This is a genomic window from Mesorhizobium sp. C120A (genome assembly GCF_030323105.1).
GTDB lineage: Bacteria > Pseudomonadota > Alphaproteobacteria > Rhizobiales > Rhizobiaceae > Mesorhizobium.
On sequence record NZ_CP100476.1, the window covers coordinates 646,471 to 672,293 of the forward strand.

At 64.3% G+C, this 25,823-nt stretch carries 25 protein-coding genes and 1 pseudogene; 9 read left to right on the plus strand and 17 right to left on the minus strand.

Translation table 11 applies throughout. The features are described 5' to 3' along the window. Window positions 1–70 precede the first annotated feature (70 nt). A complete protein-coding gene (locus NL532_RS03150) occupies window positions 71–2,242 on the minus strand; it encodes a malate synthase G (protein ID WP_023755340.1) in 2,172 nt (723 codons plus the stop codon). A gap of 122 nt (window positions 2,243–2,364) precedes the next feature. Continuing rightward, a pseudogene (locus NL532_RS03155) lies at window positions 2,365–4,385 on the minus strand (hydantoinase/oxoprolinase N-terminal domain-containing protein). Between the two features lie 195 nt (window positions 4,386–4,580). On the opposite strand from NL532_RS03155, the gene NL532_RS03160 reads away from it, so the two are divergent. Genes NL532_RS03160 through NL532_RS03170 form a run of 3 tightly spaced genes read left to right on the plus strand, consistent with a single transcriptional unit; the run spans window position 4,581 to window position 6,564 of the window. Continuing rightward, complete coding sequence (locus NL532_RS03160) at window positions 4,581–5,558, plus strand: threonine ammonia-lyase (RefSeq protein ID WP_023748246.1); 978 nt, start codon at window positions 4,581–4,583, stop codon at window positions 5,556–5,558. An 8-nt stretch (window positions 5,559–5,566) separates the two neighbouring features. Further along, on the plus strand, window positions 5,567–5,947 hold the full coding sequence (locus NL532_RS03165; protein ID WP_023681284.1) for a nuclear transport factor 2 family protein: 381 nt from the start codon (window positions 5,567–5,569) through the stop codon (window positions 5,945–5,947). Window positions 5,948–5,964: 17 nt separating this feature from the next. Then, the gene (locus tag NL532_RS03170) at window positions 5,965–6,564 is read left to right on the plus strand and encodes a DNA-3-methyladenine glycosylase (RefSeq protein ID WP_023748245.1); all 600 of its coding nucleotides are present in this window, start codon (window positions 5,965–5,967) and stop codon (window positions 6,562–6,564) included. A 4-nt stretch (window positions 6,565–6,568) separates the two neighbouring features. Here the strand turns inward: NL532_RS03170 and NL532_RS03175 are convergent, their stop codons facing one another. The 4 genes from NL532_RS03175 to NL532_RS03190 are packed head-to-tail and all read right to left on the minus strand — an operon-like array spanning window position 6,569 to window position 10,270. Next, complete coding sequence (locus tag NL532_RS03175; protein ID WP_286487878.1) at window positions 6,569–7,705, minus strand: ABC transporter permease; 1,137 nt, start codon at window positions 7,703–7,705, stop codon at window positions 6,569–6,571. Next, entirely contained in the window at window positions 7,702–8,622 is a 921-nt protein-coding gene (locus tag NL532_RS03180; protein WP_023673289.1) for an ABC transporter ATP-binding protein, read from the minus strand. The genes NL532_RS03175 and NL532_RS03180 overlap by 4 nt, the downstream gene beginning before the upstream one ends. Beyond that, window positions 8,619–9,569: an HlyD family secretion protein gene (locus tag NL532_RS03185; protein WP_023828853.1), complete on the minus strand. Its 951-nt coding sequence runs from the start codon at window positions 9,567–9,569 to the stop codon at window positions 8,619–8,621. The genes NL532_RS03180 and NL532_RS03185 overlap by 4 nt, the downstream gene beginning before the upstream one ends. Further along, window positions 9,566–10,270, minus strand: a complete 705-nt coding sequence (locus NL532_RS03190; protein WP_023728788.1) for a CerR family C-terminal domain-containing protein — start codon at window positions 10,268–10,270, stop codon at window positions 9,566–9,568. Before NL532_RS03190 ends, NL532_RS03185 begins: the two co-directional genes overlap by 4 nt. A 91-nt stretch (window positions 10,271–10,361) precedes the next feature. On the opposite strand from NL532_RS03190, the gene NL532_RS03195 reads away from it, so the two are divergent. The 3 genes from NL532_RS03195 (at window position 10,362) to NL532_RS03205 (ending at window position 12,756) form a co-directional block, all read left to right on the plus strand. Next, window positions 10,362–10,859: a CYTH domain-containing protein gene (locus NL532_RS03195; RefSeq protein ID WP_023728787.1), complete on the plus strand. Its 498-nt coding sequence runs from the start codon at window positions 10,362–10,364 to the stop codon at window positions 10,857–10,859. Window positions 10,860–10,944: 85 nt separating this feature from the next. Then, window positions 10,945–11,886: a CHAD domain-containing protein gene (locus NL532_RS03200; RefSeq protein ID WP_023828854.1), complete on the plus strand. Its 942-nt coding sequence runs from the start codon at window positions 10,945–10,947 to the stop codon at window positions 11,884–11,886. A gap of 42 nt (window positions 11,887–11,928) precedes the next feature. Next, window positions 11,929–12,756, plus strand: a complete 828-nt coding sequence (locus tag NL532_RS03205; protein WP_023828855.1) for a C40 family peptidase — start codon at window positions 11,929–11,931, stop codon at window positions 12,754–12,756. A gap of 50 nt (window positions 12,757–12,806) precedes the next feature. On the opposite strand, the gene NL532_RS03210 is transcribed toward NL532_RS03205, so the two are convergent. Beyond that, window positions 12,807–14,183 carry an adenylate/guanylate cyclase domain-containing protein gene (locus NL532_RS03210; protein ID WP_023828856.1) on the minus strand — a complete coding sequence of 459 codons (1,377 nt, stop codon included), beginning with the start codon at window positions 14,181–14,183 and terminating at the stop codon, window positions 12,807–12,809. Window positions 14,184–14,299: 116 nt separating this feature from the next. Beyond that, window positions 14,300–15,100: a helix-turn-helix domain-containing protein gene (locus NL532_RS03215; RefSeq protein ID WP_023828857.1), complete on the minus strand. Its 801-nt coding sequence runs from the start codon at window positions 15,098–15,100 to the stop codon at window positions 14,300–14,302. Window positions 15,101–15,215: 115 nt separating this feature from the next. Between NL532_RS03215 and NL532_RS03220 the strand changes: the two genes are divergently transcribed. Then, window positions 15,216–16,073 (plus strand): SMP-30/gluconolactonase/LRE family protein, encoded by an 858-nt coding sequence (locus NL532_RS03220; RefSeq protein WP_023828858.1) that lies wholly within the window; start codon window positions 15,216–15,218, stop codon window positions 16,071–16,073. Window positions 16,074–16,091: 18 nt separating this feature from the next. Here NL532_RS03220 and NL532_RS03225 read toward each other — a convergent pair whose 3' ends face one another. The 4 genes from NL532_RS03225 to NL532_RS03240 form a co-directional block, all read right to left on the minus strand. Beyond that, window positions 16,092–17,813 carry a SulP family inorganic anion transporter gene (locus tag NL532_RS03225; RefSeq protein ID WP_023828859.1) on the minus strand — a complete coding sequence of 574 codons (1,722 nt, stop codon included), beginning with the start codon at window positions 17,811–17,813 and terminating at the stop codon, window positions 16,092–16,094. Window positions 17,814–17,892: 79 nt separating this feature from the next. After that, window positions 17,893–18,162 carry a helix-turn-helix domain-containing protein gene (locus tag NL532_RS03230; RefSeq protein ID WP_023825831.1) on the minus strand — a complete coding sequence of 90 codons (270 nt, stop codon included), beginning with the start codon at window positions 18,160–18,162 and terminating at the stop codon, window positions 17,893–17,895. A gap of 288 nt (window positions 18,163–18,450) precedes the next feature. After that, a complete protein-coding gene (locus tag NL532_RS03235) occupies window positions 18,451–19,161 on the minus strand; it encodes a phosphatase PAP2 family protein (protein WP_023825832.1) in 711 nt (236 codons plus the stop codon). A gap of 4 nt (window positions 19,162–19,165) precedes the next feature. Further along, window positions 19,166–19,507: a hypothetical protein gene (locus NL532_RS03240; protein ID WP_023673273.1), complete on the minus strand. Its 342-nt coding sequence runs from the start codon at window positions 19,505–19,507 to the stop codon at window positions 19,166–19,168. 240 nt (window positions 19,508–19,747) lie between these two features. On the opposite strand from NL532_RS03240, the gene NL532_RS03245 reads away from it, so the two are divergent. Beyond that, the gene (locus tag NL532_RS03245) at window positions 19,748–19,972 is read left to right on the plus strand and encodes a hypothetical protein (protein WP_023673272.1); all 225 of its coding nucleotides are present in this window, start codon (window positions 19,748–19,750) and stop codon (window positions 19,970–19,972) included. Window positions 19,973–19,987: 15 nt separating this feature from the next. On the opposite strand, the gene NL532_RS03250 is transcribed toward NL532_RS03245, so the two are convergent. The 3 genes from NL532_RS03250 to NL532_RS03260 form a co-directional block, all read right to left on the minus strand. Then, a complete protein-coding gene (locus NL532_RS03250; RefSeq protein WP_023710370.1) occupies window positions 19,988–20,668 on the minus strand; it encodes a GNAT family N-acetyltransferase in 681 nt (226 codons plus the stop codon). Then, window positions 20,665–21,150 carry a MarR family winged helix-turn-helix transcriptional regulator gene (locus NL532_RS03255; protein ID WP_023825834.1) on the minus strand — a complete coding sequence of 162 codons (486 nt, stop codon included), beginning with the start codon at window positions 21,148–21,150 and terminating at the stop codon, window positions 20,665–20,667. Before NL532_RS03255 ends, NL532_RS03250 begins: the two co-directional genes overlap by 4 nt. 232 nt (window positions 21,151–21,382) lie before the next feature. Continuing rightward, window positions 21,383–22,531, minus strand: coding sequence for a flavin-containing monooxygenase (locus NL532_RS03260; protein ID WP_155922414.1), 1,149 nt, complete (start codon window positions 22,529–22,531; stop codon window positions 21,383–21,385). A gap of 185 nt (window positions 22,532–22,716) precedes the next feature. On the opposite strand from NL532_RS03260, the gene NL532_RS03265 reads away from it, so the two are divergent. Further along, entirely contained in the window at window positions 22,717–23,748 is a 1,032-nt protein-coding gene (locus tag NL532_RS03265; RefSeq protein WP_023825836.1) for a phosphatidylglycerol lysyltransferase domain-containing protein, read from the plus strand. Between the two features lie 193 nt (window positions 23,749–23,941). Here NL532_RS03265 and NL532_RS03270 read toward each other — a convergent pair whose 3' ends face one another. Beyond that, window positions 23,942–24,703, minus strand: coding sequence for an ABC transporter permease (locus NL532_RS03270; RefSeq protein WP_023703863.1), 762 nt, complete (start codon window positions 24,701–24,703; stop codon window positions 23,942–23,944). Continuing rightward, entirely contained in the window at window positions 24,700–25,626 is a 927-nt protein-coding gene (locus NL532_RS03275) for an ABC transporter ATP-binding protein (RefSeq protein ID WP_023692970.1), read from the minus strand. Before NL532_RS03275 ends, NL532_RS03270 begins: the two co-directional genes overlap by 4 nt. Window positions 25,627–25,823: the final 197 nt, after the last annotated feature.

Here is a 25,823-nt window from a genome sequence, read left to right on the forward strand (position 1 = left end):
TGCACTTCACGCAGGACCCCACCCGGCCCTTCGGGCCACCCTCCCCTCAAGGGGGAGGGAAACGCAGGCGCTAATTCGCCCGCTCTTTCGCCTTCAGCTCCAGCCGCCGTGCGTGCAGCACCGGTTCCGTATAGCCATTCGGCTGTTCGCGGCCTCTAAACACCAGGTCGCAGGCGGCGTGGAAGGCGATGGAATTGTCGAAATCGGTGGCCATCGGGCGGTAGAGCGGGTCGCCGACATTTTGGAGGTCGACGATCGCTGCCATGCGCCGCAGCGAATCCATCACCTGAATTTCGGAGCAAACCTTGTGGTGCAGCCAGTTGGCGATGTGCTGCGAGGAGATGCGCAGCGTGGCGCGGTCTTCCATCAGGCCGACATCGTTGATGTCGGGCACTTTCGAGCAGCCGACGCCCTGGTCGATCCAGCGCACGACATAGCCGAGAATGCCTTGCGCATTGTTGTCGAGCTCGCGCTGGATCTCGTCGGGGGTCCAGTTCGGCCGCACCGCCACCGGCACCGACAATATATCATCGAGCTTCGCCTTCGGCCGGCTCTTGAGCGCCGCCTGGACGGCATGGACATCGACCTTGTGATAGTGCGTGGCGTGCAACGTCGCCGCCGTCGGCGACGGCACCCAGGCGGTGTTGGCGCCGGCCTTGGGATGCGCGATCTTCTGTTCCAGCATCGCCGCCATCAGATCCGGCATCGCCCACATGCCCTTGCCGATCTGGGCGTGGCCGGCCAGACCGCATTCCAGCCCGGTGTCGACATTCCACGCCTCATAGGCGGAGATCCAGGCGGCCTGCTTCATGTCGAACTTGCGGATCATCGGCCCGGCTTCCATCGAGGTGTGGATCTCGTCGCCGGTGCGGTCGAGGAAGCCGGTGTTGATGAACACGACGCGTTCCTTGGCGGCGCGGATCGCCTCCTTGAGGTTGACGGTGGTGCGCCGCTCCTCGTCCATGATGCCCATCTTGATGGTGTTTGCCGCCATACCGAGCAGCGCTTCGACGCGGTCGAAAATCTCGACTGCGAAGGCGACTTCCTCCGGCCCATGCATCTTCGGCTTCACCACATACATTGAGCCCGCGCGGGAATTCATCCGACGCCCGTTGGCGCCGACATCGTGCAGCGCGATCAGCGCCGTCATCGCCGCATCCAAGATGCCTTCCGGCACCTCGTTGCCATCGCGGTCGAGGATGGCCGGATTGGTCATGAGGTGACCGACGTTTCGCACCAGCATCAGCGAGCGGCCAGGCAAGCTCAGCGCGCCACCACTGGGCGCGGTCCAGGCGCGGTCCGGATTGAGCTTGCGCGTGAAGGTTTTGCCGCCCTTGCTGATTTCCTCCGCCAGATCGCCCTTCATCAGGCCGAGCCAGTTGCGGTAGACGATGACCTTGTCCTCGGCATCCACCGCCGCGACCGAATCCTCGCAGTCCTGGATGGTGGTCAGCGCCGATTCCAGGATCACGTCGGCAATGCCGGCCGGGTCGGTGCGGCCGATCTGGTTGGTGCGGTCGATGAGGATCTCGATGTGCAGGCCGTTCTGGACCAGCAGGATGGCTTCCGGGTTGGCACCGTCGCCGCGATAGCCGGCAAATTGTTTCGGGTTGGCCAGCGTGGTGCCGCCGGCGCCAGCGCCGAGCCGCAAGGTGCCACCCGAAACCGTCAGCCCGTTCACGCCGGCCCATTTGCCCGAGGTGAGCGGCACGGACTCGTCCAGAAAACTCTTCGCCCAGGCAACCACCTTGGCGCCGCGCACGGGGTTGAAGCTTTTGCCCTTCTCGGCGCCACCGGTCTCGGCAATGGCGTCGGTTCCGTAGAGCGCATCGTAGAGCGAGCCCCAGCGAGCATTGGCGGCGTTGATCGCATAACGCGCATTCATCACCGGCACCACCAGCTGCGGCCCGGCAACGCTGGCGATCTCGGGGTCGACATTGTCGGTCGTCACGGAGAAGGCCGGCCCTTCGGGCACGAGATAGCCGATCTCACGCAAGAAGCTTTTGTAGGCCTCCATATCGATGGGCGCGCCATTGGCGCGGTGCCAGGCGTCGATCTGTTCCTGCATGGCGTCGCGTTTGGCCAACAGCGCTCGGTTCTTCGGCGCCAGATCATGCACGATGGCCGAAAAGCCGTTCCAGAAAACGTCCGCGGCAATACCGGTACCCGGCAGCGCTTCGCCGACAAAGTCATGCAGTTCGCGGGCAATCCGCAATCCGGCGATCTCGACGCGATCGGTCATCAGGGCTTCTCCAGATGAAGGCTTTGCGGCCTTTGGCATGTCAGGGGCGAAGGGTCAATTCAGCTTAGGGTGAAGCCGGGGATTTTGAAGCTGCTGATCTCCCCCTCGTGGGGGAGATTACCCTAAACCGCGATCCTCGGCCGACCCGATGCAACCGCCACCACATGCGCTTCGATAAACATCCGTTGGGCCTCAACCGTAGACACCTTGAACTCGGTCGAAACGTCGATCTCGGCATTATCCGTGCCGGCATCCTTCGCGCGCGCGGCTACGATCGCCCGCACATCAGCCTCCGCTGCCGCGATCGCCTTGGCCTCGTCGGTGAAGTCGCGCACCGTTTGCCCCGACGCGACCCGGAACAAACCTTCCTTGGGCTGGCTGACGCGGGCTTCGGCCGAGACGCGGACCTGGCCGACGACGGCGCCGAGCGCGTTGGCGACGTCGGTATCCTCCGGCACCACGCACTCATTACCGACCAGCTCGGCCAAGCCGGCATAGTGCAGCGGCGCCGAGGCGCCGAGGCCAATGACCGGACGATCGAGCGCGACGCTGAGCCTTGCGATGCCGGGATGGGAATCGACGGCGCGCTGCACCAGCGCGTGCGCGACGGTGGCGGCGCCATCCAGCCCATCCTCGGCAAAGGCTGTCTCCAGAATGTATTCGGCCGACCAGCGCGTGAGCGTCAGCAGCACGCGTTCGGAAATCACCTCCGGAGACGGCGCGATGTACTGGCCTCGCCCATCACGCTTGCGGGCAAACAGTTCGGCGCCGAGCCGGGCCGCAAGCGGGTCCCAGTTGGCCTGCTTGCCGAGCACATGGGCGGCGTCCGAGGGGTGAAGCCCGAGATATGCACAAGACCGCGCGAGACCAGCCGGTTCAGCGTGGCGTTCTGGGCGTTCGAGGTGAGCAGCCTGTCGATGGCGAGCGGCACGGCACCAATCAGTTCATACAGTTTCGCCTCGGGCGCGGTCAGGCCGGCGGCGAGCCTGTCCGGCACGCCGGTGCGCAACGCAAAGCGGCCGTCCATGCGGCCGGGGTTGGGCGCCCTGAGCTGGCGCTCGAGCTCCGATGTCACTGAAGCACCATGCATCATGCCGGCCAGCGCCAGCGGCACCAGGCGGCGCGGCCCGAGCAGGATTTTCGGGTTGAGCGCGCCATCTTCCAGTGCCACTTCGGAATCGCCGCCGAGGCCGAAGGTGCGCATGGCGACCGCCTCGACCATGGTGCGGAAGCCGCCGACAGTGGCGCCTTCGGGATCGAGCCGAGGACGGCCGCCGTCGAGCACGGCGACATCGGTGGTGGTGCCGCCAATGTCGGACACCATGGCGTTGTCCAGGCCCGTCATGTGGCGGGCGCCGACCAGGCTGGCGGCCGGGCCGGACAGGATGGTCTCGATCGGCCGCTGGCGGGCAAACGCCGCCGAAACCAGCGCGCCATCGCCGCGCACCACCATCAGGGGGGCTACGATGTTGCGGGCCTCCAAAAATCCTTCGGTTGCCGCCACCAGCCGGTCGATCATCGAGATCAGCCTGGCGTTGAGCAAGGTGGTGAGCGCGCGACGCGGACCGCCGAGCTTGGCCGACAATTCATGGCTGGCGGTCACCGGCAGGCCGGTCTTTTCGCGGATGAGGTCGCGCGCGGCGAGTTCATGCGCCGGGTTGCGGGTGGCGAAATAGGCGCACACGGCAAAGCCCGACACCGAGGCGCCGAGTTCAGGGAGTGCTGCTTCCAGCCCCGACAGATCGAGCTTGGCCGCATTGCCGTGCACGTCATGGCCGCCCGGACAAAACACCACCGGATCGGTGCCGAGCGCCGTCTTCAGCCCGTCGCGCGCAAGGTCGGCCCCGGTAAAGCCGATCATGATGAGCGCCACACGCCCACCCTGGCCCTCGACCAGCGCATTGGTGGCGAGCGTCGTCGACATCGACACGAGTTTGATCGCGGCCGGATCGGTGGCCGATTTTCCCAGCACCGCATCGACCGCGCCGGAAATGCCGACGGCAAGATCGTGCCGCGTGGTCAGCGCCTTGGCCTTGGCCAGCACCTTGCCTTTTGGCCCGCCTTGTTCCGACCACAGCACGGCATCGGTATAGGTGCCACCGGTGTCGATACCGAGAAACAGGGGTTTTGGCTTGGCGGTCATGTCTGGCGGTCCGGGATTCTGCTCCCCCGCCCTTAGCCGATACGGCCCGGCTGATAAAGGCGGGAGAGGTGGGCCAGTTTGACCCTCGTCGCCGCTCATGCCCGCCAAACTTTGTAACGGTCACATTTTTTCATTGGTGCGTGGCCTGCCTTTGCGTGCACCATGCGCCGATCTCATCCCTTTCAGGACTTCGCCATGACCACGCTCCCCGGCATCGCCGACATCCATGCCGCCGCCGCGCGCCTCTCCGGCCTGATCGCCGAAACGACCTTGATCGAATCGCTGGAACTCAACAAACGCTTCGGCGGCCGCATCCTGTTCAAGCCGGAGACGCTGCAGCGCACCGGCTCGTTCAAGTTCCGCGGCGCCTACAACAAACTGTCTTCGCTGAGCGAAGAAGAGCGCAGCCGCGGCGTCGTCGCCTTCTCCTCAGGCAACCATGCTCAGGGCGTCGCCGCGGCGGCTGCCATGTTCGGCGTCAAGGCGGTCATTGCCATGCCGGCCGACGCGCCGGCGATGAAGATCGCCAATGTCCGCAAGATGGGCGCCGAAGTGGTGCCGTTCGACCGCTTTCGCGACGACCGCATGACGGTGGTGCGACCCTACATGGACAAGGGCATGGTGCTGGTGCCTCCTTTCGACGATCCGGCCATCATCGCCGGCCAGGGCACGATCGGTCTCGAACTGACGCGCCAGGCAAAAGCGCTCGGCGTCAGCCTCGATGCGGTCGTCATTCCCTGTGGCGGCGGCGGCCTGACGAGCGGCATTTCGATCGCCGTCAAGGATGCCTCGCCGGCCACAGCAGTCTGGGCCGTTGAGCCCGAGCATTTCGACGACACCCGCCGCTCGCTGATCGAAGGAAAAAGGGTTTCCAACGAGCCCGGCCACAGTTCGATCTGCGATGCCATCCTCACCGCAGAGCCCGGTGCCATCACCTTCGAGATCAACCGCAAGAACCTCGCCGGCGCCATCGCCGTCTCCGACAAGGCGGCCGCACAGGCGGTGCGCGACGCCATGGCCCATCTCAAGCTGGTGGTCGAACCCGGCGGCTGCGTGGCGCTGGCGGCGCTCTCGTCAGGCGAGATCGAACTGTCGGGCAAATGCGTCGCCGTCGTGCTGTCAGGCGGCAATGTCGATTTCACCACCTATGCCGAGATCATGGCCGCGGCCTGAGAACCGATATGGCAGACGCTGAGATAAGGGCGGCTCTCGATCGCCATTGGGCTGCCTCCGATGCCAATGATCTCGAGACGGAGCATCAGATCTATCGCGAGGACGCGGTGCTCGATTATCCGCAATCAGGCGAGCGCATCAGCGGACGGCACAACATCCAGTCGTCGCGCGCCACGCAGCCCAACCGGAAGCGCTTTGCCGTGCGGCGGATCACCGGGTCAGGCGACCTCTGGATCACCGAATATGTCCTGACCTATGACGGGATTCCGTCCTATACGGTGAGCATCATGGAGTTCGTCGATGGCAAAGTGGTTCGCGAGACCCAGTATTTCGGCGATCCGTTCGAGCCGGGGCAGTCGCGCGCGCAATGGGTCGAACGGATACCTTGAAACACGGCGGCGGTAGCATGACCGGCCACCATCCGCTCGATCGTGCCGAACTGCCTGATGATACGGCCGATCTCGCCCGCTATCTCATCGGCAAGCTCGTGGTGCGGGAGCTGCCGGAAGGCATCGTCAGCGGCCGTATCGTCGAGACCGAGGCCTATGTCACCGGCGACGCCGCCGGGCACGGCTATCGCGGCATGACGCCGCGCAACCGTTCGCTGTTCCTCGGGCCCGGACACGCCTACGTCTATCTCGCCTATGGGGTCTCCTGGATGCTCAATGTCTCAAGCGAGGGGCCGGGCACCGGCACCGGCGTGCTGATCCGGGCGCTGGAGCCGCTCGAAGGCATCGCCATCATGCGGCTGAACCGGGGCGTGGAGCGCCTGCGCGACCTGGCGCGCGGGCCGGGGCGGCTCGCCCAGGCATTGCGGATCGACCGTTCGCTGGACGGCCTCGATCTGTGCCGCCAAGGCCCGCTATGGCTGGCAGCCGACGAGCATCAGGCCAGCGACATCGGCCAAGGCATCCGCATCGGCATCACGAAGGATGCGGACCGCCCGCTGCGGTTCTATGTCAGAGGCAGTCCGTTCGTCAGCGGTCCGCGATCGCTCAATTCCTGAACGCTCAGTCGAGCGTGCGCCTGAACCGCACCAATGCGACGCCGGCAAACAAGGCCACGAACCCGACCAGCCAGGCGATCTCGCCCGCAACCGCCGGCAGTTCGGCGCCCTTCAGCATCACCGCGCGGGTGATGCGCAGAAAATGCGTCAGCGGAAAAATCTCGCCGAAGGTCTGCGCCCAGCCCGGCATGCCGCGATAGGGGAACATGAAGCCGGACAGCAGGATCGACGGCAGGAAGAAGAAGAAGGTCAGCTGCAGCGCCTGCATCTGCGTGCGGGCGATGGTCGAGATGGTGTAGCCAAGCAGCACCAGCGCCAGCACGAACACCAATACGGCTGTAAGCAGCAGCGACCTGGAACCGGTGAAGGGGATGGCGAACAAGAGCTTCGACGCCGCCAGCACCACCACCACCTGGACGCCACCGACCACAAGATAGGGCAGCACCTTGCCCAGCATGATCTCAAACGGGCTGGACGGCATGGCGAGCAGGTTTTCCATCGTGCCGCGCTCGGTCTCGCGGGTCAGCGCGATCGAGGTCATCATCACCAGGGTCATCTGCAGGATGACGCCGAGCAGGCCGGGCACGATGTTGTATTGCGAGATGCCTTCCGGATTGTAGCGCTGGTGCACCACCACATCGAGCTGGCCCCTGGCGGCCTCACTCGCCGCCTCCTGCATGCCTTGCGCCCGAAGCAGCGCCTGGCTGGCCACTTTGCTTAGCGTCGAGATGGCGCCGCTGGCGGCGGCCGGGTCGGTGGCGTCGGCCTCGATGAGTATCTGCGGATTGTCGCCGCGCTCCACCCGGCGGCCGAAATCGGCCGGGATGGTGACGACGAAGGCGACATCGCCGCGCGCCATCAGGAATTCGGCATCCTCGGCACTTTGCGCGACATGGTCGAAGCGGTAGTAGCCGGTCGTCTGCAGGGCTGCGACAATGGCGCGGGTGTAGGGGTCGTTGCTGGTCGCCACCAGTGCGGCAGGCAGGCTTTTGGGATCGTTGTTGATAGCGTAGCCGAACAGCACCAGCTGCAAAAGCGGCACGCCCAGCATCATGGCGAAGGTGATGCGGTCGCGCCGCATCTGGATGAATTCCTTGATCAGCAGCGCACCGAGCCTGGCGAAGGAGAAGACGCTGTTCATGCCATATTGTCCTTCGAGCCGGACATGAACTGGATGAAGACGTCCTCGAGGCTGGTCTCGCCGGGTTTTACGCTGACGCCCTTGTGCTCCTTCTCGACATCGGCGAGCGCCTTTTCGAGCTTTGCCTTGTCGGAGCCGACGACATGCAGCGTCGCGCCGAACGGCGCCACCTGGTCGACGCCGGGCCGGTCCCTGAGTGCATCGGCGACCTGGTCGAGGCGCGGTCCCTGCAGCACGAAGGTGGTCAGACCGGCATTCGTCACCACCTCGTCCACCGTGCCGGTGGCCAGCATCTTGCCGTAGGAGATGTAGCTGATGCGGTGGCAGCGCTCGGCTTCGTCCATGTAGTGGGTGGACACCAGCACGGTCAGACCGCCGCTCGCCAGCCGGTGGATCTCGTCCCAGAATTCGCGCCGCGCCTTCGGATCGACGCCGGCGGTCGGCTCGTCGAGCAGCAGCAGCTTCGGCTTGTGCATGATGCAGGCGGCCAGTGCCAGCCGCTGCTTCCAGCCGCCCGACAACGTGCCGGCGAGCTGGTTGCGGCGGCTCGTCAGGCCAAGCTCTTCCAGCGTTTTCGACACATGCTCCTCGACCGGTTTCAGCCGGTAGAGCCGCGCCACGAATTCGAGATTCTCGCCGATCGTCAAATCCTCGTAGAACGAGAATTTCTGCGTCATGTAGCCGACTTCGCGCTTGATGCGGAGCGACTCGGTGCGGATGTTGAAACCCAGCACCGTACCTTCGCCCTCGTCGGGCGTCAGCAGGCCGCACATGATGCGGATGGTCGTCGTCTTGCCGGACCCGTTGGGCCCGAGAAAGCCGACGATCTCGCCCTCGGCCACCGTCATCGTCACATGGTCGACGACAGTCTTGTCGCCGAAACGCTTGACCAGGCCATGAACGTCGATGGCGTTCATTTTGAGGCCGCCAGCTCGACATCGACGATCTGTCCCGGCTGCAGCGCTTGCGCCTTGCCCTCAGGCCGCGCCTCGACGAGGTAGACCAGCTTCTGCCGGTTCTCGAGCGAGTAGATCACCGGCGGGGTGAATTCCGGGTCGGGCGAGACATAGCTGACGCGCGCCTTCACCTCCGGCCCGCAGCCGTCGCAATGCACGACAAGCAGCGTGCCGACCTTGATCGACGAGAACGCACTTTCCGGGACATAGACGCTGAGCTTCACCGCACCGTCCGGCAACATCGAAATGACAGGCGCGGTCGGACCAGCGGTGTCGCCGGGATTGCGGATGACGTCATTGATGCGGCCGGGCGAGGGTGCCGCCAGCACGCGCTTCGATAGCCGCCACTCAGCCTGTTCCAACGCCGACTGCGCCTGTTTGACCTGATTGTCTGCCGCCTTGATCGTTTCGGGACGCGCAGGCAGACCGCCGACGGCGAGGTTGGCCTGCGCCTGGCCGACCTGCGCATTGGCGGTCTCCAGCGTCGCGGCGGCGGTGTCGTAGTCGGCCTGCGTGCCGGCACCGCGCTTGAACAGGTCGGCGGCGCGGTCGTATTTGCGCTTGGCATCCGTGGCCTGGGCCTTGGCCATGTCGACCTCGGCCTTCAGCACCGCGATCTCCTCCGGCCGCTTGCCGATCTGCAGGTCGGCCAGCTGCGCCTGCGCCTGGGCGAGCGCGGCCCCTGCCTGGGCGACGGCGATTTTTGCGTCGGCGCTTTCGAGAGTCACCACCGGCGTGCCTGATACAACACGGTCGCCGCGCTTGACCGCGACGGTCTCGACCTGCGCCACCTCGATCGGAGCCAGCAAGACATAGTCGCCCTCGACATAGCCGACGGCAAGCGGCGCTGCCGGCGCGCAGGCGCCGAACAGCTTGGCCGCGAGAGGCAGGGAACAGAGAAAACTCATCGCTTGCCCTCCTTGCGGGCGACCGGATTGCGGGCCGCCAGTATGGCGCCAAGATTGCCTGTCACCGCCGCCACCACCTTGGCGGCCTCGGTGTTGCCGATCTCGCGCCAGCCCATACGACGCATCACTGCTTCGCGACCGATGCGGAAATAGATGACCTGGCCGATCAGCGTGAAGACCACGAGCTTGGTGGCCTCGCTTTCGGCCGGCTCGCCCGTCGCCTGTTCCCAGATCTGGCAGAGGCGGCGATGGGTCGGTTCGAACACCCCGTCATAGATGCGGTCGAGTGCGGCGGTCGGATGCGTCAATTCCCTAAGTACAAATTGTACGATATCGCCAGCTTCCGGTCTGGCTACGATAAACGCCACCATCGCTTCCAGCGCGGCGAACAATTGTGCCCTCGCCGCCTCCGGGCCGGCTTGACCCGGCAATTGCGTGCCGCCGAGCGCCTGGCCGGCAACCGACTGGATGGTTTCGACGATGTGGTCGGCGGCGGCCGCGCGCAACCCTTCCTTGCCGCCGAAGTGATAGGCGATCGAGCCGATGTTGGCCTTGGCCTCGGCGGCGATCTCACGCGTCGACGTGCCGTCGAACCCTTGCCGTCCGAACAGCTTGAGCGCCGAAAGCACGAGTGCGGCGCGCGTCTGCTCTGCGGGGGATGTCTCCTGGCGGGGCGTTTTATCGGCTACGGTTTTGATCATGCTGGGCACTTAATCAATCGATTGATTAAAGTCAAATTGATTATCCGCGGCGGCTTGCCATGTCGGGCCGCAGACGCTTTAGTGGGCGGCCATGGGCAAGGAAGTCGAACGCAAGTTCCTGGTCTCCAGCGCCGAATGGCTGGAAATGGCCGAGGCGAATATACGCATTCGCCAGTTCTATCTTGCCGCAACACCCGGCCGCACCGTGCGCGTGCGCATCAGCGACGGCAGTTCGGCGAAGCTGACGCTTAAATTCGGCAGCAAGATCCGCGAGCGTGACGAATACGAATATGAAATTCCACTGGCGGACGCAGAGGAGATGCTGGCCTTCGCCATCGGACATGTCATCGAGAAGACACGCCACCATGTTAGGCATCGCGGCTATCTCTACGAAGTCGATGTTTTCGGCGGGATTCTAGCCGGCCTTGTGGTGGCCGAACTGGAGACGCCGGAGGATGTACCTGACGAAATGCTGCCTGATTGGCTCGGCCGCGAAGTGACCGGCGAGCAGAGATTTTACAACGCGTCGCTCGCCCTAGAGCCGGATGATTTTAGGTCGGGTCGACCTAAAATCGGAATCCGGCTCTAAATCAAAAGAGATGGAGCATGATGTCGTCCGAAACCGCTTCACACTTTTCGGCATCATGCTCTAGGGGGATTCCGGAGATCGCCGCATGAGCTTTCGCATCGATCCGCGCCTGCCGCTGACCGGCGAGGTCAGGCGTATCCTTGGCGAGGAGATCGGCAAGGCGCTTGCCCATCTGGCCGTCGCGCGCGACCAGCCGGAGCAGGCATTGCACAAATGCCGCAAGCGGCTGAAGAGCGCGCGCGCCTTGCTGCGGCTGGTCCGTTCCGGAAATGAAACATTCTGTCGGACTGAGAACCAATGCTACCGTCAGGTGGCGGCGCTGCTTGCCGGGCCGCGCGAGGCGACCGCGCTGGTCGAGACCGTCGACCGGCTGGCAGCCGCCTTTCCCGAGCAGGTTGCCGGCGGCGGCCTCGACAGCGTGCGCGACCGGCTTATCGCCCGCCAGCATGAAATCCATGCCGGGGCTGGTCTCGACGCCGCCATAGGCGCGGCCACGGCCGCCTGCGAGGAAGGCCTGATCCGGATCGAGCGGCTGCTGCTCCCCGATCTGCCTGAGCATGCAGCCGATGTGCTTGCGGAAGGCGCTCGCAAGACCTTGCGCCGGGCCAGGAAGGCGCTGGACAAGGCCGGATCCCACGGAGGAGCCGAGGATTTCCACGATCTGCGTAAGGCGGCCAAGACCCACTCGATGCATCTTTCGCTGCTCGGCCGGCTGTGGCCGACGCCGATCAAGGTGCGGCGCAAGGCGGTCGACGAACTGGGTGAAAAGCTCGGCGAACTGCACGATGTCTTCGTCATGCGCGCCCTGCTCGAAGCCGACGGCGAGCCGCTCGGCGATGCGCAGGACACCAAGCTCCTGGGCAAGCTTTTGAAGCGCTCGGAAAAAAGCCTGAAGAAGAGCTGCCTCGCCGGGGCGGCCGAACTGTTCGGCGACAGTCCCAAGCGCTCGACAAAGAAGCTCGCCCGCAATGCGCGCGACGACCTCGCCGGGCCGGCACTGCCGGAAGAGACAGTGCCGGCCGGCTGACGCTGGCACTCCCCCGCCGGCGCGTGCTAGTCACGCTCTACCATGACCGCACCTGCCGACACGCTTCTGGACCGACTTGGCCGCTGGCTTGCCGGCCGGCTGCAGGACGAATCCTCCGGCTATGAGCCCTACACGCCGTCCGACGCCGAGACGTTGCGGCGCACGCTCGAGCCCGGCGACATCCTGCTCATCGAAGGCAACCAGAAGATCTCGGCGGCGATCAAATACCTGACCCAGTCGACCTGGTCGCATGCGGCCTTCTATATCGGCGATGCCTTGTCCGAACCGGAGGACGGATCGGAACGGCGTCGGCTGATCGAAGTCACGCTCGGCGAAGGCTGTGTCGCCGTGCCGCTGTCGCGCTACCGCACCTACAACACCCGTATCTGCCGGGCGAGCGGGCTGGCCCCGGAAGACCGCGACCATGTCGTCGCCTTCATGATCGGCAAGCTCGGCCTGAAATACGATCTCAAGAACATTTTCGACATGCTGCGCTTTTTCCTGCCGACGCCGCCGGTGCCGGTGCGCTGGCGCCGCCGCATGCTGGCTTTCGGTTCCGGCGATCCGACGCGCGCCATCTGCTCGACGCTGATCGCCGAAGCCTATGGCGAGATCCGCTACCCGATCCTGCCCGAGATCACCCGCGCGCCCGGCCGCGCCTCGGCGCAGTCGAACTATTCGCGCCGCGAAATCCTGCACATCCGCCACCACTCGCTCTACACGCCGCGCGACTTCGACCTGTCGCCCTTCTTCCGCATCGTGAAACCGACGCTGGAATTTGGGTTCGACTACCGGGCGGTGACCTGGGAGGACAAGGCAGGCACCGACGCCGCAGCCGCGAAGGCTGGCGCAATCGCCTCAGACACGTGATGGCTTCGGCCTGAGTCATGAGGTTCAGGCGTCTCACATGGCGGCCTGCATCACGCCGAAACCGCAATGGCGCCCTGGTTTTCGGCCCTGTGTTCGACCCAGACATGGACCGGTTCGTCCCGGCCGCGGATGCTAACCGGTCCATGATCGCGCGCATTCAACCGTGTCGTTGGCGATTCCGCCTTCGCGGCCTCAACCAGTCGTGACCCAAAGCAAATATTCGCCTGAAGTTCACGGCAGAGCGCCTGCAAACGGCTGGCGACGTTGACGGTGTCGCCCACCACCGCGAAGGACAGGTTGCGCTCGCTGCCGACCGCGCCGAGGACGACGGCGCCATATTGTGCACCGATCCGAACGTCCAGCGGCGGATATCCCCTGGACACACGCTGGACATTCCAGTCTTCGATAGCGGCGATCATCGCTTCAGCGCACCGGATGGCCCGGGTTGCGTCGTCATGGCTGGCTTGCGGAACCCCGAAGGTCGCCATGATGCAATCGCCGATATAGTTGTCGACGGTGCCATGGTGGTCGAAAACGACCTGCTCCATGCGACGGTGGAACTGACGCAGCAGTTCGAACACGGCTTCGGCCGGATGATCCTCGGAATAGTGTGTGAAGCCGACGATGTCGGCGAACAGCACCGCGATATCCTGCCGGCGGACCGGACCGAAGGGCTCGTCATCCGAGGCGAGCTGGTCGACGACATTGGGCGAAAAATGCCGGGCGAGATTGGCGCGGGCGCGCTCTGCCTTGACATAGTCTTCCGACAGATGCCGGGAACGGGAGACGACCAGCGCCATGATCGCGCCGATAATCAGGACAACCAACACATTGGTCGCCTGCGCGAACGTATCGACGAAATTGGGGTTGAGATAGAGATTCAGTCGCTCTGTCATCGGCAGCGAATAGAGGTTCGTTGCCGGAATGACGGTTCCCGCATGAAAAACCACCCATCCCACCCCGATCGTCCACGTCAAGGCCGCGAGCGCGCCGAGATAGAGCGCCAATCGTGTCGAAAGGGTCAGCGCGCCAAGGCATACGAAAATCAGCAGGAATTTGAAGCTGCCCTCGCGCAGTTGCATCGCGGCCGGCGCGACCTCGAGGGAAAACGGGTTGGGCGTTACCAGCAGAACGGTCAACAGAATGATGTCCAGCGTACCCACGAGGTAACCGATCCACCATGGCGCGTTGCGACGGCGCGCAAAGCGAAACTGGATCAGGCCGACGAGTTGGAACAGCGCGAGGCCCGCCAGCACGAAGAGCAGCGAGGCATCCCAGCGGCTGATCAAGGAAAAGAAGCAGGAGATCACGGCGAGCGATGCCGTGCGCGCCCAGAACTGCAATGCAGCACCCTGGCGTTCTGCGCGCTCCCGCAAATTTTTCAGGCGCGAATAGCGGCGAAGTTCAAGTGTTGGCGCGGTCTGCATAGGATCACTTCGATTTTGCGGGGACGGTCACGCATTCGGCAAACCCGCCCCGTACAGTCAGGCAAATCAGCGCGCGAACTCTATCATGGTTTCGTTTTTGAAACGCGGCTGGCGCGTCAAGCCGGCAACGGGCGGCGTCCCTTTGCCGGAGCGGTGGGCCGGTCGGACGCACCGGCATCCCTGGGGTGCGGGCCGATCGGCATGATCGCCGGAAACGGGGTTGCGCCAAAAGCAAACGTCCATTTGTAGCCGGTCAGCCCGTCTTCCGGCGTCGTGTGCTGGTCGTGATGGGCGAGCAGTTTGGCGCGCTCGGCCAGTTCCTCCGCCTCGCGCTTCACCATCTCCGCCGTATCCGGCCGCATCCGCCTGGAGAAAGAGACGAAGGTCGCTTCCCGCTCCAGATGGGTGATCGCCCAGCCGATGAAATTCTTGTTTGTCATCTCGAACAGCGGCCTGAGCGGCCCTTCGAAATTCCACTGGATCGGTGTGTCGACCAGCAGCCGTGCCGACAGCCCGCTGCCCAGCGCAATGAGGCCGAGCGCTTCGAGATCGCGCAGGTAGAGGAACATCGACGCTTCGCTCAAGCCCTGCGAGCGCATGACGCCCTCGGGCGTGAATTTCTCCGATAGCATGACGAAGATGAACAGCAACGCCGGCCGTCCGGCAAGCTTGCGCTCGACCTCCGGCGCGATGCGGTTGACCGGTCCCGGCCCCCGGTTCATCGACCCCAGCACGTTTTCCAGCTCGACGCCGGCGGCAGCGCAGATCCCGACGAGACGGTCGAGCTTGCAGTTGCGCTCGTGGAAGATGCGCTTCACCGTCGGCTCGGAAACGCCCATCCGCCCGGCAAGCTCACGATAGGTGACGCCCTTGGCCTTCAGCGTCCGCTTCAGCGCCTCGAAGATCAGGCCGTTCATGGAATGCACCTCTTTTGCGCCATTTCGTATCGGATTCCAATACTAGCTCGAATCGTCCTTCCGGAAAAGTATCGAAACTCCTAGCTCTCCGCCATCCATCACAGGAGACCTGGCCATGAAAACCCTCATCACCTCGATTTGCGTCGCCGCCTTCGGTATCGCGCTCGCATCTGCGGCCGAGGCCGCCGAACTCTGGCGCGCCTCGGGCTTCGAGCAACCGGAATCGGCGCTGTTCGACGCCGCCAACAATCGCATCATCGTCTCCAACATCGTCGGCAATCCCGGGGAGGCCGACGGCAACGGCTATCTCTCGGTGCTGTCGCTGGACGGCAAGATCATTAGCCAGCACTGGACCGACGGCATGGATGCACCAAAAGGCTCGGCGATCTCCGGCGGCAAGCTCTACGTCGCCGATATCACCAAGGTGCGCATCGTCGATCTCGCCAGCGGCAAGCTCATCTCGACCATCGATGTGCCCGGCGCCGTTTTCCTCAATGACGTGACATCGGACAGTTCGGGCAAGGTTTATGTCACCGACATGCTTGCCGATGCGATCTACCGCATTGACGGCGACAAGCCGGAACTGTTCGTGAAGGATGCGAAGCTCGCCGCACCCAACGGCATCTTTGCCGATCGCGATCGGCTGATCGTGGCGTCCTGGGGCAAGGGCATCAAGCCGGACTTCAGCACTGCCGCGCCCGGGGGCCTGCTGTCGGTCGATCTCGCGACGAAAGCCGTGACGCCGCTGCCTGGCGCACAAAACTTTGCCGACCTCGATGGCGTCGTCGCCATCGGCGACAGCATCTACGCCACCGCCTTCATGACCGGCACGCTCTATCGGTACAAAGTCGGCGAGGCGCCGGAGGCTGTAGAGCAGTTCAAGCCGGGCAGCGCCGATATCGGCACAGATGGCACGCGGATTTTCGTGCCGCTGATGAACGAAGGTGAGATCGCGGTGCTGAGCCTGGACTGACGGCGCACACTTGCCGGCTCAGCCAGCGGGCGCGGCTTTGAGTTGCGCCCGCGCATCCTTGATCGAAGCGGCAAAGGTCACCAGCGGCCGCTTGACGCCGTGGTTGATCAGCATGCGCCGCGTCTGCGGCGAGGCGCCGGCGATGATGAAACGCACGCCGGCGCGTTTCGCCTTGTGCGCCGCGCCCTCGATGACATTGGCCGCGGTGGAATCGAAGAAGGGCACCGCCGAACAATCGAGGATGAAGTTCTTGCGCTGGTCGGCGATGCGGTCGAGCACCGTGCCGACAGTCGAGGCGGCGCCGAAGAAGAAGGCGCCGGAGATGCGATAGACGACAGTGTCGGCGTCGCTTGCCTCGCTTGCATCGTAGGCGCGGCCGCTGCTGTCGGCGACATCGTCCTGCACCAGCGGCAAATCCGCCTCCACGGCGATCGACTTGGCCATGCGGTCGATGAACAGGATCGAGCCTAGTGCGAAGCCGACGACGATGCCTTCGGTGAGGTCGCGGAAGACGACGATCAGGAAGGTTGCCATCAGCACCAGGGCGTCGCCGCGCGAAGCGCGCAGCAATGTGGCGAAGGCCTGCTTCTCGAACATGTTCCAGCAGACAACCGCCAGCACCCCGGCAAGGGCGGCAAGCGGGATGTAGCTGGCCAGCGGTGCGGCCACCAGCATGAAGACCAGCAGAAAAAGCGAATGCAGCATGCCGGAAACCGGCCCATGCGCGCCGGCCCGCACATTGGTGGCGGTGCGGGCGATGGTGCCGGTGGTGCAGATGCCGCCGAACAGGGCAGACGCGATGTTGGCAAAGCCTTGCGCCACCAGTTCGCAATTGGAACGGTGACGCCGCCCGGTCATGCCATCGGCGACCACGGCCGAGAGCAGCGATTCGATGGCGCCGAGCAGCGCAAAAGCCACCGCATCCGGCAGCACCGCAAGCGCCTTGTCGAGGCTGAACACAGGCAGCGCCGGAAATTGCAGGCTGCGCGGAATGCCGCCATAGCGGGTGCCGATCGTTTCCGCCGGCAGCGAAAGCATCGCCACGACAAGGGAGGCCAGTCCGACGGCGATCAGCATGCCCGGCCAGCCGGGCCGCCAGCGCTTCACCCCGACGATGGTGGCGATGGTCAACGCCGCCACCAGCGTTGCCGAGATGTTGAGCGTGCCGGCCGCGTGGCCGATCGCCATCAGTTTCGGCAGCAGCGGCCCGGGCTCCGGCCCGGCAAGCCTCAGCCCGAACAGTTCGACGATCTGGCCGGAGAAGATGATGATCGAGATGCCGGCGGTGAAGCCGACCGTCACCGGGTAAGGGATGAATTTGATATAGGTTCCGAGCCGGAGATAGCCGATGGCGAGCAGGAAGATGCCGGCCATCATCGTCGCCAGCAGCAGTCCGTCGACGCCTTCGCGCTGCACCGTCGCCGCCACCAGCACGATGAAGGCGCCGGCCGGGCCGCCGATCTGGAAGCGGCTGCCGCCGAGCGCCGAGACGATGAAGCCGCCGACAATGGCGGTGAACAGGCCGCGCTCCGGCGTCACGCCCGAAGCAATCGCAATCGCCATCGACAGCGGCAACGCGACAATAGCGACGGTCAGCCCGGCCATGAAGTCGGCCTTGAACTGCGGCAGGCGGTAACCTTCGCGCCAGACCGTCACCAGCTTGGGCGTGAACAGCTCTGAAAATGTCGGCTTTGCCGACTTCTGGGCCGGTTGATGCACTGCCCGCCGGATCTGATCCATGGACTGCCTTCCGCTTGCGTGAAGGCGGCGGGATCGTCGGCAGGACTGTCGGCGGTCGCCGTCGCGACTATATGCCGGCTCAGCCTTGCGGGTTCGGCGGCGCGACCGACTTGAGGCGCACGCCCCGGCCGCCGCGCTCGCTGGTCTGGTTCTCGCCGATGAGCTCCACCCCGGCCTCGTCGAGAGCCTGGATAACCTTCATCAGCGTATCGACCACACCCCTGACCACGCCGTCACTCGCTTCCATGCGCTGGATCGTCGGAAGCGAAACGCCGGCACGCTCGGCGAGCGTCTTCTGATCGATGCCGGCCAGCGCCCTCGCGGCGCGCATCTGGGCGGCAGTGATCATCGGTCGGAACCCCCGTCTGAGTCTGCGGAGACGACGTGTAATACAATCATAGTGATGTTTCAACCATCATAAAGCATACATGAAACATGATCTCTCCACAAAGCCGGATGGCGGGATACGGGATGAGCATGCTACGTTAACCGCCTTGGCTCTTATTGGCGGGGAAATATCAGTTGAAGATTTTCAGGACCTTGACGACGTCGGCAGCCTTGCTGTCGGCGGTTTTTCTGCTGGCAGGCTGCGGACACGGGCTGATCAACCGGCTGATTTGAATGTCGCTCCGGATCGTCAGTCTTCGGGCTCGTTGCCACCGGCCACCGCCTTGTTCCGCTGCAGCATTCGCGCCGCCAGCCAGCACAGCGTCGCCCAGGTGAAGCCGGCGCACCATCCCGCCAGCACGTCGGAAGGCCAGTGGACGCCGAGAAAGACGCGGCTGACGCCGACCAGCAGCGTTACCAGCACCGCCAGGCTGAGGACATAGATTTTCGTCGTTCGTCCCGGCAGGAAGCGCGCTGCCAGCGAGCCCAGCGTGAGATAGGTCACCGCCGACAGCATGGCGTGGCCGCTGGGAAACGACAGCGACGTCTCGTTGGCCAGGTGCGAGACAAGATCGGGGCGCGGCCGGTCGATGCCGGCCTTGAGCAAGGTCGACAGCAGCTGCCCGCCAGCCACCGCGACAAAGATCAGCAGCGCCGTCCTCGGCCTACGGATCAGCAGGAGGTAGACGATCACCGCCGTTACGATCAGCACCAGCACGCTGGAGCTGCCGAGGCTGGTGATGTCGCGCATCGCGCCTTCCAGCCATGCCGGGCCGACGGGAACATCCGGCTGACCCACTTTTCGGAAAGCAAGCAGGATCTCAGTATCGAAAGCGTGCGGCGTGGTGGCCCGCGCCACCTCCATCAGTTCCTCGAAGCCCCACAGCCCGGCGGCTATCACCAGCCCGGCCAGCAGCACCGGAAATTCAAGCCAGTTGGTGAACGCACGCGGGGTCTTCATCGGATTACAGTCGCCCCTGCAGGTAAGGCCCGAGCGAGATCAGCACCACCGCCGCGATGGCCAGCACGATGCCGGTCGCCTGCAAGGCATTGACGCGTTCGCCGAAGAACACCAGCGCCACCACATTGACCGCCACCAGCTGGATCACCGCCGACAGGCTGAACGACACCGACATGCCGAACTCACGAACCAGCCGCAGCATCATCAGATTGCCCGCCGTATAGAGCGCCAGTGTCAGCACGATCTTGCCAAGGCTTGGCGCCAGCCCCCATTGCTTGGCCGCGATTGCCGCCAGCAGGAAGATCACCGTCGAAACGACGAGCTGCGCCAGTCCCCAGAAACTCACTTTTGTGCCTCGCTGTCGTTTGTGGCAGCCCTTGTTTCGCAAGCGCGCCGACACGTCAAGCAGACTGCGGCGAGACAGGCCCGACGATGACGAGAGGTGGCTGAATGAATGGCAGCACGATCGCGGTCTGATTGCAACGCTCGGGCCGGATTAACGCAAACCCAGGCAGCTGCCCACCCAAGCCCCGGAAAAGAATGGACATTTAAACATGGCGCCCTACCTCTTCTGGAGGAGAGTGCCATGCCAAAGTCCGTCTATGACCGTGGCCTGCTGAAACCCGACGACATCGCCAGGCTGCAACGCGTGTTCGACGAAGCCTGCCGCAGGCGCGACGTGCATCCCGATTCGGCGGAGGCGCGGGAGATCGCGCTGAACCTGCTTGCGCTGCACAATGCCGGGATGGTCGAGGAAGATATGCTTATGGAAACCGTGGGTTTCCGCAGGTTGGAGCCGAAATCAGCCTGAGGCCCGCAAGGCGGCCTATCCGGCGCGCTGCACGACGGCCACATTCATCTCTGCCCTCAGCCTGAAGCCGATGGACTCGTACAACCGGACCGCGCCGGCATTGCTGGCATAGGCATGCAGGTAGGGAACTTCGCCGCGCGCAAAAATTCGGTTGGCCACGAACACCGACAGCAGCCGGCCGAGGCCGCTGCCGCGAAATTCGGGATGCGAGCAGACGCCGCTGAGTTCGCTGTAGCCGGGCTGCTTCATGCGCTCGCCGGCCATCGCCGCCAGCCGGCCGTCGATCTTCACGCCCCAGAACTCGCCGAGGCTCAGCGCCTTGAGCGTGAACGGGCCGGGCCTGGTCAGTGACGCCAAAGCGAGCATCCCGGCCGCGTCGTCCTGCGTCAGCTGCTGCACACGCTCGTCCGACACGGCAGGCAATGGCGCCGCAGCAACCATCTGAACACCGAAGGCGGTCACGGTCGCGGTCAGTTCCGGCGGCAAGGCAATGGGGTCCGCCTGGAGCATGAACACGCTCTCACCTGCAGGAATGAGGCTTGCGAGCGCCTGCAGGCTCTCAGCGTCGTCTGCCCCGGAAGCCGCGAAGGGGACGATCGAGGAGGGATAGCGCCTGGCGAGCCTGTCGCCATACGCAAAGATCCGATGCCGCGTGTCGAGCGCGCTCCAGACCGGACGATCGAGGACATGGCTCATGGCGCGACATCCTGTTTCACACGACGGTCGAGTGGGGCCGCCGCCAGGCCGTCCTCTATTGCCGAGAGTTGTTCGAGAAGCGGCCCCGCAAGGCCTTTGCACAAGTCGGCAACGGCGTTCTCGATGCGCGGCCAAACGTCCCGCTTCGCCCTGTCGACCAGGCGCTGGCCGTTGGCGGTCAGCGAGATCATCCTGCGGCGCTGGTCGTCGTTCGATGGCGCGGCCTCGACCAGCCCCAACTCGGCCAGCAGCGCCACGCTGCGCGTCACCCCCGGCTGGGTGATCCCCAGTGACTGCGCCAGCTCGCCGACAGGCAGCGGCCCGAGCCGGTCCAGCGCGGCCAGCAGAGGATACTGGCTGGACTGCACCGGCACCTCCAGCCCATCGAGCATGCGCTGCGTATCGGCCTGCAACTGCTCGCCGATACGCTTCAGCCTGCTGCCGAGGGTGAGGTAGCCAAGGGATCGAATGATGTCTTCCATGGTCGGTTTGTCCAATTTTGATAACATGTTATATAAGAAGACATGAAGTGGATACAAGCGCCTGCGATGGGAGATTGGCCGCAAGCTCTCAGCTTCGTCATCCCACTGGCGAAGCAGCCGCGCAGCGGCGTCGCGAAGACCCGAGAATGACGAAGGGACAGGGCGCTTCGGCTAACCGCCAAAATATACGATCCCGCCATGCAGATGTGTCGGACCAAGCGCACCGCAGCGTCTACAACCCCTTGGCGATCTGACGGGCAATCGCTTCGGCCTGCAGGGCGGCGCTGTGAAAATAGCTGGTCAGGCTTGGCCGCATGCCGATGAACCACAGGCCGGGCTGGCCGCTCGGGGTGCCGCCATTGGCCTTCGGCACGCCCTTGGCGTCGAGCACGCCGAGATCGCCCAGCATGGCCTCCAGGCCGGTGCGATAGCCGGTTGCCGCGATCACCACATCCGGCTCGAGCACCGTGCCGTCGTTCAGCCGCACGCCGGCGCCTTCGAAAGCCGCCACCGGCGCCACCACCGAAATCCGTCCGGCCTTCAGCGCTGCGACGGCGCCGTCGTCGACGGCGATAGCGATCTGCTCGACGCCGAGCCGGCTGGCGCCGCCTTTCGGCGCCGGCGGCAGGCCGAAGCGGGCGAGGTCGCCGAACACCAGCCGCTGCGTCGCGGCAATCGCGGCATCGGCAATCCACGTCGGCAGCATCGCCATGAAACCGCCGAAGCGCGCCACGGCGACCTTGCCGATCCGTTTCGGCATCAGCGACGGACCCTGCCTGGCTGACAAGCAGATGGCCTTGGTGTCGGCGCGGGCGAGGTGGTTGAGCACGTCGAAGCCGGAATTTCCGGCTCCGACCACCAGCACGCTTTTGCCCACATAGTCCTGTGCTGTGCCGAAATCGGCGGCGTGGACAAGTTTGCCGGTGAAAGTCGCCTTGCCTTGCCAGTCCGGCGTCCATGGCAAGCGGTCGCGGCCGGTGGCGACGATGACATTGCGGGCGCTCAGCGTTTCCCGGCCCGTATGGACGAGCCAGCCATTGCCTCTGCGTTCGATCCGCTCGACGGCGGTGCCGAATTCGACCCTTATGCCGCGCGCGCGGGCAAAATCCTCGAGATAACCGACGATGGCATCCTTGTTCGGAAAGGTGGCGGTGCGTGGCGGATAGGCAAGGCCGGGCAGGGCCGATAGCGCGCGATGCGTGTTGAGGGTCAGCTTCTCGTGCCGCCGTCGCCACGGTTCGGCGATCCGCGGCTCCTTTTCAAGCACGACGACCCGCACGCCGCGCCGGCCAAGCGCGTCGGCGGCCGCCAGCCCCGCCGCTCCGGCGCCGATGACGATAACCGTGTCGTCGAGTCCTTTCGGCCCCAGGACGATAGGCATCGTTTCGCTTGTCGTAGCCGCCATTCGGTCGAGATTCCCTTTCAGGTGCGCCATGGGGACCCGTCCTATATGGCACGTCCCATATGGCACAGGGGCGATATGATCGATAATGAGGTCGCGTCAATGCGACTGATTCGAGGCCTTGGGGGCAAGCCTGTTTATCATCGGCACGCGGAAGCTCGACCATGCCCTCCTTGCGTATCTTTCTTGACAGACTGCTGGAGGGCGCCGCAGCCAAGGTGCCGCGCCAGGATTTTTCGCATGTCGAGCGGCTGGCGCTTGTCCGCCGGCACGGCGACTTCTCGCTGGCCTATTCGACCGCCGTGCAGCAAAAACTGTCCTATTTCGGCGACGCCGACGGCTACATCGCCTTCGGCACCAAGATGAAGCACCATTTCGCGCTCGGTGACCCGGTGGCCCATCCGGCCGATCGGCCCGACTATATCAGGCGCTTTGTCGAAGCCGCCGACAGCCCGTGGTTCGTGCAGATCGGCGAACCGACGGCGCGCGTTCTGGCCGGGCTCGGCTACCAGGTCAACCGCCTCGGCGTCGACACGCGGCTGGAGCTGCCGGCTCACGATTTTTCCGGCAAGCGCAACGAAAGCGTGCGCTATTCCGAACGCTGGCTCTTGAAGAAGGGGTTTTCCTTTGGCGAAGGAGCGGTCTATCTCGACGAGGTCCAGCGCCTGTCGCAGAACTGGCGGGCCGACCGCATCGTCAAGCGCTGGGAGATGGCCTTCCTCAACAGGCCCTTTGCCGATCATCTCGGCATCGATATGCGCCGTTTCGTGCTCTACAGCCCGGAAGGCGAGCTCGTCGCCTTGCTCGATTTCGATCCGATGTTCAGCGGCGGCATGGTGATCGGCTACACCACCTCGTTCAAGCGCAAGCACATCGATGCCTCGCCGCATGCCGAAATCGGGCTGACCAAATTCGCCGTCGACCGCTTTCGCAATGAGGGCATTTCGGTCGTCACGCTCGGCCTGTCGCCGATGCTCGATGTCGGAGCCAACAGCTTTGCCGAATCGAGCTTCTGGCGCAACGCCTTCGAGCGGGCCTATGAGTCGCCCTGGGTCAACCGCAGCAAGTTCAACCTCAAGGGCCAGGCGGCGTTCAAGCGCCGCTTCCATGGCGTCGAAGAACCGACCTACATCGCCTTCCGCGAGGGCAGGCTGATCGAGATGCTGGGGTTGCTGCGCCTCATCAAGGCGATCTAGCAAGAAGCGTGGCGGCCAACGTGGCCAATTTGCCCCCAGCAAAACTGTTGATTTGACCGGCGCACGGGCGATCGCCCATTTGCATGTTGCTCAAAAGTGGTCCCGGTTTTGAGCAAACGACATGCATAAGAACAAAGACCTAATGCGCGTCGCCTGAGTCCGTTCAAACGCGACGCGCTTTAGAGCGGCAGGGTCAGTTGCGCAGCCGGTAGCCGGTGCGGAAGATCCAGGCGACGATGGCGATGCAGATGGCGAGGAACACCGTCGTCATGCCCAGGCTGACGGCGACCGAGACATCGGACTTGCCGTAAAAGCTCCAGCGGAAACCGCTGATCAGGTAGACGACCGGGTTGAACAGCGTCACCGTGCGCCAGGTCTCGGGCAGCATGTTGATCGAATAGAAGCTGCCGCCGAGGAAGGTCAGCGGCGTGATGATCAACAGCGGCACCAGCTGCAATTGCTCGAAGCTTTTCGCCCAGATGCCGATGATGAAGCCGAACAGGCTGAAGGTCACCGCCGTCAAGACAAGGAAGGCCAGCATCCAGAACGGATGCTGGATGGTGAGCGGCACGAACAGCGAGGCCGTCGCCAGGATGATCAAGCCGAGGATGATCGACTTGGTCGCGGCGCCGCCGACATAGGCGATGACGATCTCCAGATACGACACCGGCGCCGACAAGAGCTCGTAGATAGAGCCGACGAATTTCGGGAAATAGATGGCAAAGGAGGCGTTGGAGATCGACTGCGTCAACAGCGACAGCATGATCAGGCCGGGCACGATGAAGGCGCCGTAGCTGATGCCGTCAATCTCGGTGATGCGCGAGCCGATGGCCGAGCCGAAGACGACGAAATAAAGCGATGTCGAGATCACCGGCGAGACGATGCTCTGCAGCACGGTGCGGAACGCACGCGCCATCTCGACCCGGTAGATCGCCCATACTGCTCGCCAATTCATGGCTCTTGCCTCAACAGATTGACGAAGATCTCCTCGAGCGAGCTGTTTTGCGTGTCCATGTCGCGAAACTGGATGCCGGCCGTCTCGAGTTCGCGCAGCAGCGATGCGACGCCGGGGCGTTCGCTCTGGTTGTCATAGGTGTAGGTCAGCTGTGTGCCATCGCCCGACAGCTCCAAGGCGTAGTGCGAGAATGCATCGGGAATGGCGGTGAGCGGGTTGCGCAATTCGACGATCAGGCGCTTGCGGCCGAGCTTGCGCATCAGTTCGGCCTTGCCCTCCACCAGGATGATCTCGCCGCGGTTGATGACACCGACACGGTCGGCCATCGCCTCGGCCTCTTCGATATAGTGCGTGGTGAGGATGATGGTGACGCCATCGTCGCGCAGCCGCCGCACCATCGCCCACATGTCCTGGCGCAGTTCGACGTCGACGCCGGCCGTGGGTTCGTCGAGGAACAGGATGCGCGGCTCATGCGACAGCGCCTTTGCAATCATCAGCCGCCGCTTCATGCCGCCCGACAGCGTGATCGCCTTGGCGTCCTTCTTGTCCCACAACGACAGGTCGCGCAGCACCTTTTCGACGAAGCCCGGATTGGGCGCCTTGCCAAACAGGCCGCGGCTGTAGGTTACGGTTGCCCAGACGCTCTCGAACGCGTCGATGGTCAGCTCCTGCGGCACCAGCCCGATCAGGCTGCGCGCGGCGCGGTAGTCTCGGTTGATGTCGTGGCCGTCGACGGTCACCGTTCCCGACGAACGGTTGACGATGCCGCAGACGATCGAGATGAGCGTCGTCTTGCCGGCGCCGTTCGGCCCCAGCAGCGCGAAAATCTCGCCGCGTTCGATGTCGAGGTTGATTTCCTTCAGCGCCTTGAAGCCGGTGGCGTAGGTCTTGGTGACCCCGGAAATCGAAATGATGGAAGGCAAATTAGTGGAAGACATGAGGCCGAAAACGACTGTTTGAAAGAGGCGGGGATTATTATTGCGCTGAATGTCGGTGCGCACGGCGCGAAGTCAATGCCGCTGCTGACAATTGTGGACAAACGTTCCCCTTTTGCCGTTTCGTCATGGGGGTATCGGGGCACTGACGGATTGATCCCATCTGCTGCGACAACGCGCCCCGC